We start from the raw sequence: 15,669 nt of genomic DNA on the forward strand, positions 1-15,669 counted from the left end.
GGCCGGCGGACACCGTAGGCGTCCCGGGAGGGGCGCCGTCGCGCGTTCGCGCGCGGTGCCGCATGGGCGGGCGACCGCGTCGCGCGCGGGTCACCGGGCGAACCGGGGCAGCCACTTCACCTGGTAGTCCGGGTGACTCGCGTGCTCCGCGGCCATCTGCCGTACGACAAAGCCCAGCCCGACGGCCCGGCCGGAGGCGAAGTCGTGCGCCGGACGGTCGGTGTCGAGCGCCGCCACCTCCGTGTACTCGTCCAGGAGCACTCTGCTGGTCTCGATACGGCGGAGCGTGTACGCCGGGTCCTGGCGCGCGATGTGCTGGTCGTAACCGCGCGTCCGCAGACTGAACGCGATGCCGCCCGTGCGGTCGTGGACCTCACCGGGCAGCTCCGGCGGGCACCGCCAGTCCTCCCCGCCGGCCTCTCTCGCGACCCGCTCCTCGTCGTCGAGGCGGGCCCGGACGAAGGCCACCAGGTCGGCGTTGTGGTCTGTCATCAGGTTCCGGTCCTTTGCCATCTCGCTCAACTGTCGCCGACGGCCCTTCGCGCGGACGGTCCGGGCACCGTCGGAAGCGCCCGGACCGGGGAGTTCACCGCCCGCGCGTGATCCATGCGTGATCTATACGCGATCTGTTCCCGTTTACGCCACTTGCCGTGGAATCAGGCCATGCCAATTGGCCAACAGCTTCCACGAGTGGCCGAACTCCCCGGCATCATGGAGTCATGCGCGCTGCCCGGCTGATCAAGATGGTGCTCCTGCTCCAGTCCAGACCGTCCATGACCGCCGCCGAGCTGGCCCGGGAGCTGGATGTCTCCGAGCGGACCATCACCCGTGACGCGCAGGCGCTCTCCGAGGCGGGCGTGCCGGTGTACGCGGACCGCGGCAGAAGCGGCGGCTACCGGCTGATCGGCGGCTACCGTACCCGGCTGACCGGGCTCGCGCGCGGTGAGGCCGAGGCGCTGTTCCTCTCCGGAGTGCCGGGCGCGCTACGGGAGATGGGGCTCGACGACATCTCGTCGGCGGCCCGGCTGAAGGTGTCGGCGGCGCTGCTGCCCTCGCTGCGGGACGCCTCGGACTCGGCGGCGCAGCGCTTCCATCTCGACGCGCCCGGCTGGTACCACGAGCCCCGCACACCCGCGCTGCTGCCCGCCATCGCCGAGGCCGTGTGGGACGACCGGCTGCTCGCGGCCCGCTACCGGCGCCGGGACACGGAGGTGGAGCGGGAGCTGGCCCCGTACGGTCTCGTGCTCAAGGCCGGGATCTGGTACCTCTGCGCCGGTACGGAGGGGACGTTCAGGGTCTACAGAATTGACCGGTTCACTGCGGCGGAGCCCAAGAAGGAACGTTTCGTCAGAGATGAGTGCTTCGACCTGCCCACCTTCTGGGAGGAGCGGTCGGCGGAGTTCGCGCGCTCTCTGCTGGCGACGCGGATCGTCGTACGGCTCACACAGGACGGCGCCCGCAGGCTGCCGTACATCGTGGACCGCGCCGCCGCCCACGAGGCGATCGCGGCGGCGGAACCGGCGGACGGGGAGGGCCTGCTGACGCTCACGCTGCCGGTGGAGTCGGAGGAGGTCGCGTTCTCCCAGCTGCTGACGCTCGGCCCGGACGTGGAGATCCTGGAACCGCCCGCCCTGCGGAGCCGCTTCGCGGAAACGGCGGAACGGATGCGCGCGCTGTACGCGTGAGGGCTGTGCGCGTGAGGCCTGTACGCGTGAGACCTGGTACGAGGAGGCCTGCGCGCGTTGCGGCCTGTACGCGTGAGGGCCCCGCGCCGGGACAACCGCCGTGCGTCCCCTCCCTCCGGCCGTCGAGCCGGTTTCTCAAGAAAGGCCGGTGTTTTGGGCGGCTCCGCGTGCGCGGCCCCCCGCCAAGCACGATGCTTGACCCGTGATGGACGAGACGGAGTTCTGGGAGATCATCGACAGCACCCGCGAGGCGGCCGAGGGCGACCCCGAGGACCACGCGGATCTGCTGGTCGAGCGGTTGCTGACGCTCGATCCCGACTCCGTGCTCGACTTCGCGCGCCACTTCGAGTCCCGCTACAACCGCGCCTACCACTGGGATCTGTGGGGCGCCGCCGCCGTGCTGCTGGACGGGGCGAGCGACGACGCCTTCGACTACTTCCGCTGCTGGCTGATCGGCCAGGGCCGCGAGATCTTCGAGGGCGCGCTGCACGAGCCCGACAGTCTCGCCGAGCTCCTGGACGAGTTCGACGAGGACCTCGACGGCGACGGCGAGGAGCTGGGGTACGCGGCGGACGAGGCGTACGAACAGCTCACCGCGGTGGTGGCGCCCGATCTGGGGATCCCGCCGCAGACCGCGGAGCCGCAGGGCACACCACTGGACTTCGAGGACGACACGGCGCTGGCGGAGCGGTTCCCACGGCTCTGGGAGCGCTTCGGGGGCCCGCAGGACCAGCGGGAGCGGCGGGGCCGCCAGGCGTCGGTGGAGGCGGAGCGGGAGGACCAGGAGCTGGAGGAAGTGGAGGACGTGGACTACGTGGCGGACGTGGACGACGTGGCGTACGTGGCGGACGTGGACGAAGTGCAGGAGGAGCAGGAGGAACGGGAGGAACGGGAGGAGCAGGAGGGCCGGGCGGGTCGGGCGGGCCGGTAGAAAGCGCCACAGCCCGGTGGCGGTCCGCTCCCCGCTCCGTCGGCGCTCCGTCGGCGCTCCGTCGGTGCTCCGTCAGCCGGAGTCCGTCAGGGAGAGCCCCATGAACACGTCGTCGATGTCCTGCCCGCCCCGGTGGAACTCCCCCGGCAGGATCCCCTCGACGGTGTAGCCCTCCGACTCGTACAAGGTCCGCGCCGCCGTGTTGTGTCCCAGCACTCGCAGCGTCAGCCGCCGTGCGCCCTGGTTGCGCGCGTGCAGGGCCGCCGCGCGCAGCAGGGCGCGCGCCACACCGCGCCGACGCGCCCACTGGTACACCGCCAGCCCCTGTATCTGCCGTACATGCGCGTTGGTGGCGAGCGACGAGGGCCGCGCCACCCGGATGTACCCGGCGATCCGGTCCTCCGCTCCCTCGATCCCGACCTCGGCGACGAGATAGTCCTCGGGCACATGTCTGGAGTCGAAGAAAGGCGGGAAGGGAGGCCGCGGCTCCGGTGTCACGGCGTGCACCGGCGACCAGGTCAGCCGGTCCAGTTCGGTCAGGGCCTCGCCGTCCTGGAGGGCGGCGGGACGGATCCGCGGTGCGGACATGGCGCGTCGTACGGACATGGCGCAACTGTGCCACGGCGTCCCACGGGGCAGGATGGGTCCCATGAGGATCGCGGTCACCGGCTCCACCGGGCTCATCGGTACGGCACTCGTACGCTCCCTGCGCGCCGACGGCCACGAGGTCGTACGTCTGGTGCGCCACCCCGCGCGGGGTGGCGACGAGGCCGAGTGGGACCCCTTGCGGCAGTATGTCGACGCGCGCGCTCTGCTCGGCTGCGAGGCCGTCGTCCATCTCGCGGGAGCGGGCATCGCCGACCGCCGCTGGACCGAGGCGTACCGCAAGGAGATCCGGGACAGCCGGGTCCTGGGCACGGCCGCCGTGGCGGAGGCCGTCGCCACGCTCGACGAACCGCCCCGGGTGCTCGTCTGCGGCTCCGCCATCGGGTTCTACGGCGACACCGGCGACCGCCCGGCCGACGAGGACACCCGGCCGGGGAACGGCTTCCTGCCGTCGCTCTGCGTGGAGTGGGAGGAGGCCGCCCAGGCCGCCGAGGAGGCGGGCGTACGGACGGTGTTCGCCAGGACCGGACTGGTGGTCTCCCGCGCGGGCGGCGCGTGGGGGCGGCTGTTCCCGATCTTCCGCGCGGGCCTCGGCGGCCGGCTCGGCGGCGGGGACCAGTACTGGAGCTTCATCGCGCTGCACGACGAGATCGCGGCGCTGCGCCACCTCATCGACACGGAGACGCTGGAGGGGCCGGTGAACCTCACCGCGCCGCAACCGGTCACCAACCGCGAGGTCACGGCGGCGATGGGACGGGTCCTGCGCCGGCCGACCCTGTTCCCGGTCCCGGCGGTGGCGCTGCGGGCGGTGCTCGGCGATCTGTCGCAGGATGTGCTGGGCAGCCAGCGGGTACTCCCGGCGCGTCTGCTGGAGTCGGGCTTCACCTTCGCGTTCCCCACCATTGACGAAGCGATCCGCGCGGCGTAGTCCCCCGCCCCGGACGAGCAGGCCCTCCCCTCCCCCGGACGGGCGCGCACCCCCCATGCGCCGGTGACCCCGCACACGCGCGTCCGCCAGGGGGCCCTTCCCTTCCTATGCTCGACCGGACCCGACCGGATCCCTTCGGAACTCAGGCACACCTGGGTACCGCTCGGGCATTCCGGGGCCTGATGACAGTCATCAGCGCCCCACCAGCCGCGCCGACCTCGGGGAGGGGCACGTGCTCAGCGCCGCACACCACTCGACCGCACAGCAGGCGGACGTCGTCATCATCGGAGCCGGTATCGCAGGTCTGTCGGCGGCCCGGCATCTGACCAGCTCAGGTGTGAAAGTCAGTGTCCTGGAGGCGGCCCCGCGCGTAGGCGGCCGTATGGCCACCGACGAGGTGGACGGCTTCCGGCTCGACCGCGGTGGACAGCTTCTCACCACCTCGTATCCGGAGCTGCTCCGCACTCCGGGTCTGGACGGTGTGGGGGTGCGGAAGTTCTCGCCGGGCGTGCTCGTGCACAGCGACGGCCGGAACTACCGGACCGGAGCCGTCGGGAGCGCGCGGAGCGCACTGACGGCGGCACGCGCCCTGGCGAGCGCCCCCCGGCCCCCGCTGGGCGGCGCGGTCGACCAGGCCCGGCTGGGCGCCGCCCTGGGCCGTCTCGCGGCGACCCCGACGCGCCGTCTGCTATCCCGTCCCGAACGCACCGCCCTGGAGGCCCTGTCGGCCCGTGGGCTGCCCGCGCGTACGGTCAACGCCTTTGTACGCCCGCTGCTGTCCGCGCTGCTCAGCGATCCCGGTCTCGGGACGTCCAGCCGCTGCGCGGATCTCGCGCTGCACGCGTTCGCCCACGGCCGGATGTTCGTTCTGGCGGGCGGCGCCGCCGCGCTGCCCGAGCTGCTGGCCCGGACCCTGCCGGAGGGCACCGTCCAGACGGACGTCTGTGTCACGGACGCGTCCATCAGCGGCGTCACCACCAAGGAGCACGGCGAGATCGCCTGCCGCGCGCTCGTCCTGGCGACCGGCGCGCGGGCGGCGGCCGAGCTGCTGCCGGGGCTGCGGGTGCCGGACTTCCACCCCAGGACGGTCGTGCACCACACCGCGCCCGAACCGCCGATGAACGAACCGGCGCTGCTGCTGGACGCCGACGGGGGCGGCCCGGTCGCGTACACCGCCGTGATGAGCGCCGTCGACCCCTCGCGGGCCCCGGCCGGCCGCGTGCTGATCTCCTCGACGCTGCTCGGCACACCTCCCCCGGCCGACGGGCTCGACCGCTCGGTCCGCGCGCATCTCGCGAAGCTGTACGGGACGCCCACCGACGACTGGGAGCTGCTGGCCGTCCACCACGACCCGGAGGCGGTGCCCGCGATGCCGCCGCCGCACGATCCGCGCCGTCCGGTGCGGCTGCTGTCGGGTCTCTACGTGTGCGGCGACCACCGCGACACCAGCACGGTCCAGGGCGCGCTCTTCTCGGGCCGCCGCGCCGCCCACGCGATCCTGCGGGATCTGGGGGTGCGGCCGGAGTACGAGACGGCGTCCCTGCCCGCGGTGGCGTAGCAGCGCCGCCGCGACGCCGGCTCCGGTCCCGTCCGGCGCCGATCAACCCCGGACGGGACCGGCTTCACGTCCCTGTGTCACGTCGCTGTGCCACGTCCCTGCGTCGCGTCCCGGCGTCAGCCGAGCGCCGCGATCCGGTCGCGGTAGTTCCGTACGGCCGCCGCGTCCCGGTAGGGCTCCAGGCGCCGTTCGAAGTCCCGTACGTACTCCACCGCGCGCGCCGACCGCATCTCGGTCGACTGCTTGGCCGCCTCCGCCCCGAGCAGACACGCCTGGTCCAGCTCACCCAGGCCGAGCCGGGCGCAGGCCAGTACCACCCGGCAGAAGAGCCTGCTGCGGGCGTACGCCGGGGCGCGTAGCTGAAGGGAGCGTTCGGCGTGCTGGACGGCGGGGCGGTACTGCTGGAGATCCCGGTAGCAGTGCCCGAACTCGTCCGCGAGCTGCGCCTCGTCGAAGAAACGGGCCCAGTGCGGTACCTCGTCGCCGGGCCGCGCCGACTCCAGCGCGCGTTCGGACCGTACGAGCGAGGCGGTGCACGCCCGGACCTCGCCGAGCACACCGTGCCCGCGCGCCTCGGCGGCGTGCAGCAGCCCCTGGACGAGCGGTGGCGCGGAGCCCCCGACGCCCTGCTGGGCCACGCGCGCGAGCTGGACCGCCTCCCGGCCATGACCGAGATAGACGGCCTGACGGCTCATGGTGACCAGGACGTACGAACCGTAGGCCCGGTCCCCGGCCGCCTGGGAGAGCCGTAACGCCTGGACGAAGTACCGCTGGGCGAGGCCGTGGGCGGCGATGTCGTACGAGGTCCAGCCGGCCAGCCGGGTGAGATGGGCCGCCGCGGCGAACAGACGGCGGCCGGTGGTCTCCCCGTACACACCGCGCAGCATCGGCTCCGCCTCGTGCTCCAGATAGCGGACGAGGGCCTGCCGGGCATGGCCGCCGCCGTAGGTCTGGTCGAGGGCGCGGAAGAGATCGCCGACGGAGCGCAGGGCGGCCACATCGCCCAGGGTGACGCGCTGGCCCGCCGCGCGTTCGGTACGCGGCCTGGGGACGGTGGCGGGCCACCCCTGCGTGGGTACCCGGGCGGCGCTCCCCTGGCCGCGGATCTCGTGACCACGGATCTCGTGACCACGGACCTCCTGGCCCCGGGCCTCGTGGCCACGGGTCTCCTGGCCGCGGACCTCCTGGCCATGGACCTCCTGGCCGCCGGGGTCGTGATGGCGGGCACCGGTCTCGTGGCCCCGGCCGCCGCTCTCATGACCGCGGCCGGGGCCGTGCGTTTCGAGGCCTGGGTGGCCGACCCGCTCGTCGGCTCGTCCGATCAGCCAGTCGCGGCTGGGGACGACCAGTCCGGCCGGGGTGAACGCGATCTTGCGCAGCTCGGAGTGGCTGCCGGAGTCCTTGCGCCACAGTCCGCCGACGATATCGACGGCCTCCTCGGGCGAGGACGCGAATTCGAGACCCGCGTAGACCGGGGCACAGGCGTCCAGCCCCAGATCCTGCGCGGAGAGCCGACGGCCGAGACGGCGGGTGAACACCTCGGCGATCAGCGCGGGAGTGGTGCCACGGGGCTGCTGTCCACGCAGCCAGCGCGTCACCGATGTCTTGTCGTACCGCAGATCCAGGCCGTGTTCGAGACCGAGCTGATCCACCCGGCGGGCGAGACCTGCGTTGGAGAATCCGGCTTCCGCGATGAGCGCGGCGAGCTGGCGGTTGGGGATGCGCTGCGGAGGTCGTTCCGACATCAGCTCTACGGTCTCCTGCCTTCCGGGCCCGGGGAGCAGCCCATATGGAACGGCGCGAATTTAGCGGTAGTGAACGCCTCCACCACGACGTTCGCGACACATTCATCCGATCGTGTGAGGATCAAGGGCCTTGCTGACGGGAGTGCATGCCGGGCCCCGCGAAGGGGACTGGGAAAGAGATGAAGAGGGGGACTCCCGGAGAGCCGGCGAAGTCATGTGCGAAGGCCCGTGCGGGGGTCTGTGCGGAGGTCCGTGCGGGGGTCCGTGCGAGAGCCTGCCGGGAGCTGTCTCAGAGCCCGCGCGGGGCTTGCTCGGGGCCGACGCGGAGTCGCTTGTTCAAGGCCCGCGCGGGACCTGTCTCAGAGCCCGTGCGGGGGCTCGTTCCGGGCCCGTGCGGGGCTCGTTCCGGGTCCGTGCGAAAGCTCGTTCCGGGTCCGTGCGAAAGCTCGTTCCGGGCCCGTGCGGGGGCTCGTTCCGGTCCGGAACACCTGTCCGTGAGGTCCCCGGAACACCTGCCCGGCCGCACCGCCGCGAGCCGCCGTACAGTGGCGAGGGCGCGACACGTGCACGATGAAAGTTCTGAGGAGGCTGCCGTGAGTGAGCTGCGGTACGTCCGACTGGGATTCGGCGGGCAGGCCGTCGAGTACCAGGAGGCATGGCAGGAGCAGCGCCGGGTCCACGCGGCCCGATTCGCGGACGAGATTCCCGACACCTGTCTGCTGCTGGAGCACCCGCCGGTCTATACGGCGGGACGGCGCACGGCCGACAGCGAGCGCCCGCTGGACGGCACCCCCGTCATCGACGTGGACCGCGGCGGGAAGATCACCTGGCACGGCCCCGGCCAGCTCGTCGGCTACCCGATCCTCAAACTGCCGCGCCCCGTCGATGTGGTGGCGCATGTCCGCCGTCTCGAAGAGGCGCTGATCCGTACGGTCGCGGAGTTCGGCCTGGAGACCACCCGGGTCGAGGGCCGCAGCGGGGTGTGGGTGCTCGGTGATCCGGTGCACGAGCGTCCCGCGCTCGGCGGACTGTCGCTGGACTTCGATCCGCGTCTGGCGGACGAGGAGTTCGACCCCCGGCTGAACGGCCCCGAGTACGCGCCGTCCAACGCCGGCCAGCGCCGGGAGGACCGGAAACTGGCGGCGATCGGCATCCGGGTCGCCAAGGGCGTGACCATGCATGGCTTCGCGCTGAACGTGAATCCGGACAACACCTGGTTCGACCGGATCGTGCCGTGCGGGATCCGGGACGCGGGGGTCACCTCGCTCTCGAACGAGCTGGGCGGGGAGATCACGATCGCGGAGGTCGTTCCCGTGGTGGAACGACATCTGCGGGACGTGCTGGAGAGCGCGGAGCTCAAGCCGCGCGAGATCGAGCGCGCGAGCGCGTAGCCGCCGCGCACCGCAAAGCCGTAACCGCCGCCACCGCCGTCGGCTTGTCCCGCTCGTCCCGCTCCACCGGGACGGAGCGAGGAGGGACGGGGGCGCGGCAGGTGCCGGAAGGGCCGCGACGCATGGGAATGCGCCCTTCTGGCCATGGGTTGGCCCTACGTAATGCCACGCAAATATCGGGCGTAACCTGGTGTTCGCCGAAGAATCGAATGCCGCGCCAGCAGAGAGAGGTGCCGGACGTGTCCGCTGTCGCACCCGACGGACGCAAGATGCTGCGTCTGGAGGTCCGGAACAGCCAGACCCCCATCGAGCGCAAGCCCGAGTGGATCAAGACCCGGGCGAAAATGGGACCCGAGTACCAGCGGCTCCAGAAGCTCGTGAAGAGCGAGGGGCTGCACACGGTCTGCCAGGAGGCGGGCTGTCCGAACATCTTCGAATGCTGGGAGGACCGCGAGGCGACCTTCCTCATCGGCGGCGACCAGTGCACCCGACGCTGTGACTTCTGCCAGATCGACACGGGCAAGCCGGACGCCCTGGACCGCGACGAACCGCGCCGGGTGGGCGAGTCCGTCGTCACCATGGATCTGAACTACGCCACGATCACCGGCGTCGCCCGTGACGACCTGCCGGACGGCGGTTCCTGGCTGTACGCGGAGACCGTGCGCCAGATCCACACGCAGACGGCGGAGCGGGAGGCGGGCCGTACGAAGGTCGAGCTGCTGATCCCCGACTTCAACGCGGTGCCCGAGCAGCTCGCCGAGGTCTTCTCGTCCCGGCCCGAGGTGCTCGCGCACAACGTCGAGACCGTACCCCGCATCTTCAAGCGCATCAGGCCCGGGTTCCGTTACGAGCGTTCGCTGGAGGTGATCACGCGCGCCCGCGAGGCGGGTCTGGTCACCAAGTCCAATCTGATCCTGGGCATGGGCGAGGAGCGCGCCGAGGTCAGCGAGGCGCTGCGGCAACTGCACGAGGCGGGGTGCGAGCTGATCACGATCACCCAGTATCTGCGGCCGTCCGTACGGCACCACCCGGTCGAGCGCTGGGTGAAGCCGCACGAGTTCGTGGAGCTGCAGGAGGAGGCCGAGGAGATCGGCTTCTCCGGTGTGATGTCGGGACCGCTGGTCCGTTCCTCGTACCGCGCGGGCCGGCTGTACCAGCAGGCGGTGGAGCGCCGTGGCGGGGCGGTCACGGGCGCGGCGGTGGCCGGCCAGGCGGTATGAGCCGCGGTCGGTGAGCCGGAGCCGTCGTGCCAAAGTCGTCGTGCCGGAGCCGTTGAACCGCGGTCGACCGGAGCCGGACGGCGCGCGCGAGTGCCGTCGTGGGCATCACGGCGCCGTGGGCCGAGTGGCCTACGTATGACCCCGATCGGCTTTTCAGATCGGCTGTGTGAATCCGAGCACAAGCGACTCGCGAGTGACCACTGAGCAGTGGAGCCGGTCGTGTGGCGGCCCGTACGCTCCCCGCAGGTCGGGGGCCGCGTACGGGCCGCGTCGTCGTTCCGGGCCGTACGGGGGGCCCCGAATCCAGGGCGTATCCGGGTTTCATTCGCGTTTGACCGGTCGGTCACGCCCTGGTAACACCAGTGAGTGACTCTGGTTCTACGCACCGCGCACGCTCGTGCACGCCGCACCAGACCCGTTCGCGAGGGGATCGCCATCATGCAGGACGCGCCGGTACGACCCGTCGCCGAAGTGCCGGTACGACCCGTCACCGAGGCGATGGCCGCCACCCCCCGGACCACGCCGGTCCTCCGGACCGCTCCGGTCCTGCCCTCCGTCGCCGGCGCGCTGCGCGCCGTCGAGTCCCTGCTCCTGAGCGGCGGCCAGCGCACGGCCCGCCGCAACGCCTGGACGGCCGTCCTGGAGGACCGCCGCAGGGCCAAGGACCGGGTCGAGGCGCAGCACGTAATGGAGGCCGTGTCGAAGGCCACTTCCCGCGCCACGTAAACTCTGGGCATGGCGAGGAAGGAAAACGCAGACACTGCTGCGAACCCGGGGCGACTGAAGCAGATCGCTCTTACCTACAAGATGACCCGACGGGCCGACTCAAAGGTCGGTCTTGTCGTCGCTGGTGTGGGAATCGTCACCTTCGGTGTCTTCCTCGCGATCGGCTTCCTGATCAACCATCCGGTCTATCTGGGGATCCTGGGCTTCATCCTGGCGTTCCTCGCGATGGCGATCGTCTTCGGCCGCCGCGCCGAGAAGGCCGCCTTCGGACAGATGGAGGGCCAGCCGGGCGCGGCGGCGGCAGTCCTGGAGAACGTCGGCCGGGGCTGGACGACCACCCCGGCGGTGGCGATGAACCGCAACCAGGACGTCGTCCACCGGGCCGTCGGCAAGGCCGGCATCGTGCTGGTGGGCGAGGGCAACCCGAACCGGGTGAAGACCCTCCTGGCGGCCGAGAAGAAGCGGATGGCACGCATCGTGGTGGACGTGCCGGTGCACGACATCATCGTCGGCGACGGCGAGGGTCAGGTACCGCTGAAGAAGGTGCGTACGACCATGCTGAAGCTGCCGCGTGTCCTGGCGGGCCCGCAGGTGACGGCGGCCAACGACCGGCTGCGGGCGCTGGGCGATCTGATGAGCAACATGCCGCTGCCGAAGGGTCCGATGCCGAAGGGCATGAGGATGCCGCGAGGCGGAAAGATGCGCTGACGTACGTACGCACCGACGGTACGCACGACGACAGGCGCGTGCGCCGGCGTGTGCGCCGGACCGGACGAGACGGACGACCGTACGAGACGGACAAGAGGGCGGCCCCGAATGACGGGGCCGCCCTCTCATATGTCCATGTCCACAGACCCATGACCCAGACCCGTGGCCGGTGGCCCGTAGCCCGGACCCGTGACCCGGACCCGTGGTTCAGATCCGCACCTGCACGGCACGGGAGAGCCGGTCATGGAGCCCGCGCCCGTCACGGTCCCAGACGAGGGCCGGGACGGCCAGGCAGAGCAGGACGCTGCGGATGAGTACGCGGCCGAGGCCGAGCCTGCCGCCGTCCTCGGCGACGACCCGCAGGCGGAAGACCCGCTTGCCGGGGGTGAAGCCGACCGTACCGACGGTGAGCACACTCAGGACGAGCAGGACTCCGAGGGCCCAGTTGCCGGCCGCCTGCCAGTCACGGCCGGCGAGCAATCCGTATGCGATCAGCATGCAGAGCGCCCAGTCGACGAAGATGGCTCCGAAGCGCCGTCCGAGCGGGGCCATCGCGCCCGGTCCGTGCTCGGGCAGCCCCAGTCGCTCACCCCGGTGGCCGAAGTCGACACCCATGTCCTCGGCGGCCGCACGGGGGCCGGAGAGCCACGATCCGATTGCTTGCCTGTTGTCCACCCGACCACGGTACTGCGGCGGTGCCCACGCCCAGGGGACGGGGGTGCGGGACCGTCGTACGCCCCGGCGCGCACCCGGGCTGGTTAACTTGGGAGAAACAAATGGGTCATGCTTGAGAAATCCCGGAAACCTATGGTCGGGTCCAGCGTGTGCCACCGCACTGGCCGCACGACCGAGCGACAACCCCCGCCCCTCCCCGGGACGGGAGGAGGAGGAGCTGGATGTTCCAGAACGCCGACGAGGCCAAGAAGTTCATCGCGGACGAGGACGTCAAGTTCGTCGACGTCCGCTTCTGCGACCTGCCTGGCGTGATGCAGCACTTCACGATCCCGGCGAAGTCGTTCGACCCGACGGAGGAGCTCGCCTTCGACGGCTCCTCGATCCGTGGCTTCCAGGCGATCCACGAGTCGGACATGGCGCTGCGCGCGGACCTGTCGACGGCCCGTGTCGACTCGTTCCGCCGCGACAAGACGCTGAACATCAACTTCTTCATCCACGACCCGATCACGGGCGAGCAGTACAGCCGCGACCCGCGCAACATCGCCAAGAAGGCGGAGGCCTACCTCGCCTCCACCGGCGTCGCGGACACCGCGTACTTCGGCCCGGAGGCCGAGTTCTACGTCTTCGACAGCGTGCGTTTCAACACCACCGCGAACGAGGGCTTCTACCACATCGACTCCGAGGCAGGCGCCTGGAACACCGGAGCGATCGAGGACAACCGCGGCTACAAGGTCCGCTACAAGGGCGGCTACTTCCCGGCCCCGCCGGTCGACCACTTCGCCGACCTGCGCGCCGAGATCTCCCTGGAGCTGGAGGCGTCCGGCATCCAGGTCGAGCGCCAGCACCACGAGGTGGGCACCGCCGGCCAGGCGGAGATCAACTACAAGTTCAACACGCTGCTCGCCGCCGCCGACGACCTGATGCTCTTCAAGTACATCGTGAAGAACGTTGCCTGGCGCAACGGCAAGACCGCGACCTTCATGCCCAAGCCGATCTTCGGTGACAACGGCTCCGGTATGCATGTCCACCAGTCCCTGTGGCAGGGCGGCACCCCGCTCTTCTACGACGAGCAGGGCTACGCGGGCCTCTCGGACACCGCCCGCTACTACATCGGCGGCATCCTCAAGCACGCCCCGTCGCTGCTGGCGTTCACCAACCCGACGGTGAACTCGTACCACCGCCTGGTCCCCGGCTTCGAGGCCCCGGTCAACCTGGTCTACTCGCAGCGCAACCGCTCCGCGGCGATGCGTATCCCGATCACGGGCTCGAACCCGAAGGCCAAGCGCGTGGAATTCCGCGCCCCGGACCCCTCCTCGAACCCGTACCTGGCCTTCTCCGCCCTCCTCCTCGCGGGCCTCGACGGCATCAAGAACAAGATCGAGCCGGCCGAGCCGATCGACAAGGACCTCTACGAACTGGCCCCCGAGGAGCACGCGGGCGTCCCCCAGGTCCCCACCTCCCTCCCGGACGTCCTCGACGCCCTGGAAGCGGACAACGAATACCTCCAGGCCGGCGGCGTCTTCACCTCGGACCTGATCGAGACGTGGATCGACTACAAGCGCACCAAGGAAATCGCCCCCATCCAACTCCGCCCGCACCCGCACGAGTTCGAGCTCTACTTCGACATTTAGGAACGCCCCAGGTCGGAGTGGCTTTTCGCTCCCCTGGGCCGTCCATGGGCCGTAGGCCGTGCCACTCCGTTCGCTGGAGGCACGGCCTACGGCCGTTTCTGCGGGCCGCGTTCAGCCTGCGGCTTGCTCCGTCTGGTCGTCGTCCTCGGGGAGGAACATCGCGTTGATGGCCTTGCGGGCCCTCGCCTGACTGTTCGGCATCAGGTGCGTGTACGTCCGGAGCGTGAAGCCCGGATCCGAGTGCCCCAGGTACTCGGCAAGCGCCTTGATGTTCTCCCCTGCATCGAGCAGTACGGACGCGTAGAAGTGTCTCAGCGCGTGCATACCGTGCTCGCGCGACTCCTTGAACCGCTCCCCCGGCTCACGCTCCGGGATGACGCCTGCGGAGACCAGGGCGGGCTTCCACAGGTACATGTTGAAGTAGTTCCGGTTCAGCGCCTTCCGCTCTCGCGAGTAGAAGATCAGCGGCACCGTGACAAGCGGACCGTCCGGGGCCTTCCACGGCAGAGTGATTTCGATCGGCGGTCGGCGGGTAATCTGCGCGGCCAGGGGGTACGCCACTGCATCCGGCAGGGGCACATCCCGCAGCTTGCCACCCTTGGGCGGGGCGAACACGAGGTGCGAACCCACCATCTTGATTTGCCGGACGACATGCACGACTCCTCCAAGGAAGTCGACTTCGTCAGGTGCCAGCCCGAAGATCTCGCCTTGACGCAAGCCGCAGCCAGCACCCGGATCAACGAGTGCCTGGTACTCCTCTGGCAGCGCAGCCCGTACATTGAGGACCCGCTCACGAGTCCACGGCTTGAGCTTCCGCACATCCAGCTTGGGCGCACGGACAGAACCAGCGCGGCAGGGATTCCGTACGATGATGCCGTCGTCCACGGCCGCACCGAACGCCGCGGACACGTTGGCGAAGATGACCCGCTGATACGACGCGGCCATGCCGGAGTCCTTCAACGCCCGCGCCCAAGCCCGGATGTGACCCGCCTGGAACGCACTCAGCGAGCGCGACCCAATGTGCGGGAAAACATGGAGCCGGAACCGCAGTTCCATGGCCGTAATGGTGGACACGTCCGTCGTGGCAGACGCCAGCCACCCCGCAGCGAACTGCTGGAACGTCACCTTCCCCGCCGAGGGATCTACGTACTGGCCGCGCGTCATGTCGGCCGCGATTTGTGTCAACCACGACTCGGCCAAGCGCTTCTGCTTGTCAGGGAACGAACGGCTGCGCTCGCTTCCGTCCGGAGCCACGTAGCGGGCGCGGTAGCGCATGCCGGTGCCGTGACGGTCAGATTTGACACGGGTGGTCTTACCGGTCGCGTCGGTTTCGGTCTTGTACCAGCGGTCTTGGATGTGGCCTGCCATGCGGGTGGTTGGTCCTTTCGGGGTGAACGAAAGGGAGGGCCACGGTGTGACCCTCCCTGGGTGGTGCGGGGTGTGCTGGTCTGTCAGGCGGCGATGTCCTCGGCCATGCGTTCCTGTGCCCAGGCGCGCACGGCGGCGGGGTCGTAGCGGATGTACTTGCCCACACGAAATCCGGGTGGGCCGGTCCGCTTCTTGCGCCACTGGTAGACGGTTTCCAGTGGGACGCTGAACATCGTGGCGATGTCGTCGGGGGTGAGGTAGCGGTCCGGGAGTCCGGCCCGGAGTGTGTCCAAGGCTTTGAGGGCGCCCATGGGGTCTCCTTCGGGTGCCTGGGAGGGGCGGCGGGGACCTGGAATCCGCCGGAGTCTGTCCGAGGTGTGGATTTCTGCGTCACAGCGTCACGTGCGTCATGCGGGGCTTTGACCTGGGGTTTTGTGTGACGCAGCGGTGTGGGGGTGCGTCACCGCTGCGTCACGGGCTGCGTCACGGCGTGACGC

The 15,669-nt window shown here is 70.5% G+C and carries 14 protein-coding genes and 1 pseudogene; 9 read left to right on the top strand and 6 right to left on the bottom strand.

Annotation, left to right across the window (positions count from 1 at the left end):
• Window positions 1-90 precede the first annotated feature (90 nt).
• Window positions 91-492, bottom strand: a complete 402-nt coding sequence (locus ACWGDX_RS37875) for a DUF6221 family protein (protein WP_453633165.1) — start codon at window positions 490-492, stop codon at window positions 91-93.
• Between the two features lie 227 nt (window positions 493-719).
• On the opposite strand from ACWGDX_RS37875, the gene ACWGDX_RS37880 reads away from it, so the two are divergent.
• Together ACWGDX_RS37880 and ACWGDX_RS37885 are read left to right on the top strand one after the other, a co-directional pair.
• The gene (locus ACWGDX_RS37880; RefSeq protein WP_453633167.1) at window positions 720-1,685 is read left to right on the top strand and encodes a helix-turn-helix transcriptional regulator; all 966 of its coding nucleotides are present in this window, start codon (window positions 720-722) and stop codon (window positions 1,683-1,685) included.
• 205 nt (window positions 1,686-1,890) lie between these two features.
• Window positions 1,891-2,403: pseudogene (locus ACWGDX_RS37885) on the top strand (DUF4240 domain-containing protein); the annotation flags it as partial.
• A 285-nt stretch (window positions 2,404-2,688) separates the two neighbouring features.
• Here the strand turns inward: ACWGDX_RS37885 and ACWGDX_RS37890 are convergent.
• Entirely contained in the window at window positions 2,689-3,222 is a 534-nt protein-coding gene (locus ACWGDX_RS37890) for an N-acetyltransferase family protein (protein ID WP_453633169.1), read from the bottom strand.
• A 34-nt stretch (window positions 3,223-3,256) separates the two neighbouring features.
• Between ACWGDX_RS37890 and ACWGDX_RS37895 the strand changes: the two genes are divergently transcribed.
• Together ACWGDX_RS37895 and ACWGDX_RS37900 are read left to right on the top strand one after the other, a co-directional pair.
• Entirely contained in the window at window positions 3,257-4,150 is an 894-nt protein-coding gene (locus tag ACWGDX_RS37895; protein WP_453633171.1) for a TIGR01777 family oxidoreductase, read from the top strand.
• 232 nt (window positions 4,151-4,382) lie between these two features.
• Window positions 4,383-5,708 carry an FAD-dependent oxidoreductase gene (locus ACWGDX_RS37900; protein WP_453633173.1) on the top strand — a complete coding sequence of 442 codons (1,326 nt, stop codon included), beginning with the start codon at window positions 4,383-4,385 and terminating at the stop codon, window positions 5,706-5,708.
• A gap of 116 nt (window positions 5,709-5,824) precedes the next feature.
• Here ACWGDX_RS37900 and ACWGDX_RS37905 read toward each other — a convergent pair whose 3' ends face one another.
• Window positions 5,825-7,453, bottom strand: a complete 1,629-nt coding sequence (locus ACWGDX_RS37905; RefSeq protein WP_453633174.1) for a regulator — start codon at window positions 7,451-7,453, stop codon at window positions 5,825-5,827.
• Between the two features lie 593 nt (window positions 7,454-8,046).
• Here ACWGDX_RS37905 and lipB point away from each other — a divergent pair.
• From lipB to ACWGDX_RS37925, 4 genes are all read left to right on the top strand, one after another.
• On the top strand, window positions 8,047-8,844 hold the full coding sequence (lipB, locus tag ACWGDX_RS37910; protein WP_363081849.1) for a lipoyl(octanoyl) transferase LipB: 798 nt from the start codon (window positions 8,047-8,049) through the stop codon (window positions 8,842-8,844).
• Between the two features lie 239 nt (window positions 8,845-9,083).
• A complete protein-coding gene (locus ACWGDX_RS37915) occupies window positions 9,084-10,064 on the top strand; it encodes a lipoyl synthase (RefSeq protein ID WP_453633176.1) in 981 nt (326 codons plus the stop codon).
• 498 nt (window positions 10,065-10,562) lie between these two features.
• Window positions 10,563-10,790 (top strand): SCO2195 family GlnR-regulated protein, encoded by a 228-nt coding sequence (locus ACWGDX_RS37920; protein WP_365903923.1) that lies wholly within the window; start codon window positions 10,563-10,565, stop codon window positions 10,788-10,790.
• A 9-nt stretch (window positions 10,791-10,799) separates the two neighbouring features.
• The gene (locus tag ACWGDX_RS37925; RefSeq protein ID WP_363081851.1) at window positions 10,800-11,498 is read left to right on the top strand and encodes a DUF4191 domain-containing protein; all 699 of its coding nucleotides are present in this window, start codon (window positions 10,800-10,802) and stop codon (window positions 11,496-11,498) included.
• Window positions 11,499-11,705: 207 nt separating this feature from the next.
• Here the strand turns inward: ACWGDX_RS37925 and ACWGDX_RS37930 are convergent, their stop codons facing one another.
• Window positions 11,706-12,173 carry an RDD family protein gene (locus tag ACWGDX_RS37930; protein ID WP_453633178.1) on the bottom strand — a complete coding sequence of 156 codons (468 nt, stop codon included), beginning with the start codon at window positions 12,171-12,173 and terminating at the stop codon, window positions 11,706-11,708.
• A gap of 221 nt (window positions 12,174-12,394) precedes the next feature.
• On the opposite strand from ACWGDX_RS37930, the gene glnA reads away from it, so the two are divergent.
• Entirely contained in the window at window positions 12,395-13,804 is a 1,410-nt protein-coding gene (gene glnA / locus ACWGDX_RS37935) for a type I glutamate--ammonia ligase (RefSeq protein ID WP_363081088.1), read from the top strand.
• Between the two features lie 111 nt (window positions 13,805-13,915).
• Here glnA and ACWGDX_RS37940 read toward each other — a convergent pair whose 3' ends face one another.
• Together ACWGDX_RS37940 and ACWGDX_RS37945 are read right to left on the bottom strand one after the other, a co-directional pair.
• Window positions 13,916-15,172 carry a tyrosine-type recombinase/integrase gene (locus tag ACWGDX_RS37940; RefSeq protein WP_453633180.1) on the bottom strand — a complete coding sequence of 419 codons (1,257 nt, stop codon included), beginning with the start codon at window positions 15,170-15,172 and terminating at the stop codon, window positions 13,916-13,918.
• 83 nt (window positions 15,173-15,255) lie between these two features.
• Window positions 15,256-15,483, bottom strand: coding sequence for a helix-turn-helix transcriptional regulator (locus ACWGDX_RS37945; RefSeq protein ID WP_453633182.1), 228 nt, complete (start codon window positions 15,481-15,483; stop codon window positions 15,256-15,258).
• Window positions 15,484-15,669 lie beyond the last annotated feature (186 nt).

Source organism: Streptomyces sp. NPDC055025 (assembly GCF_053608565.1).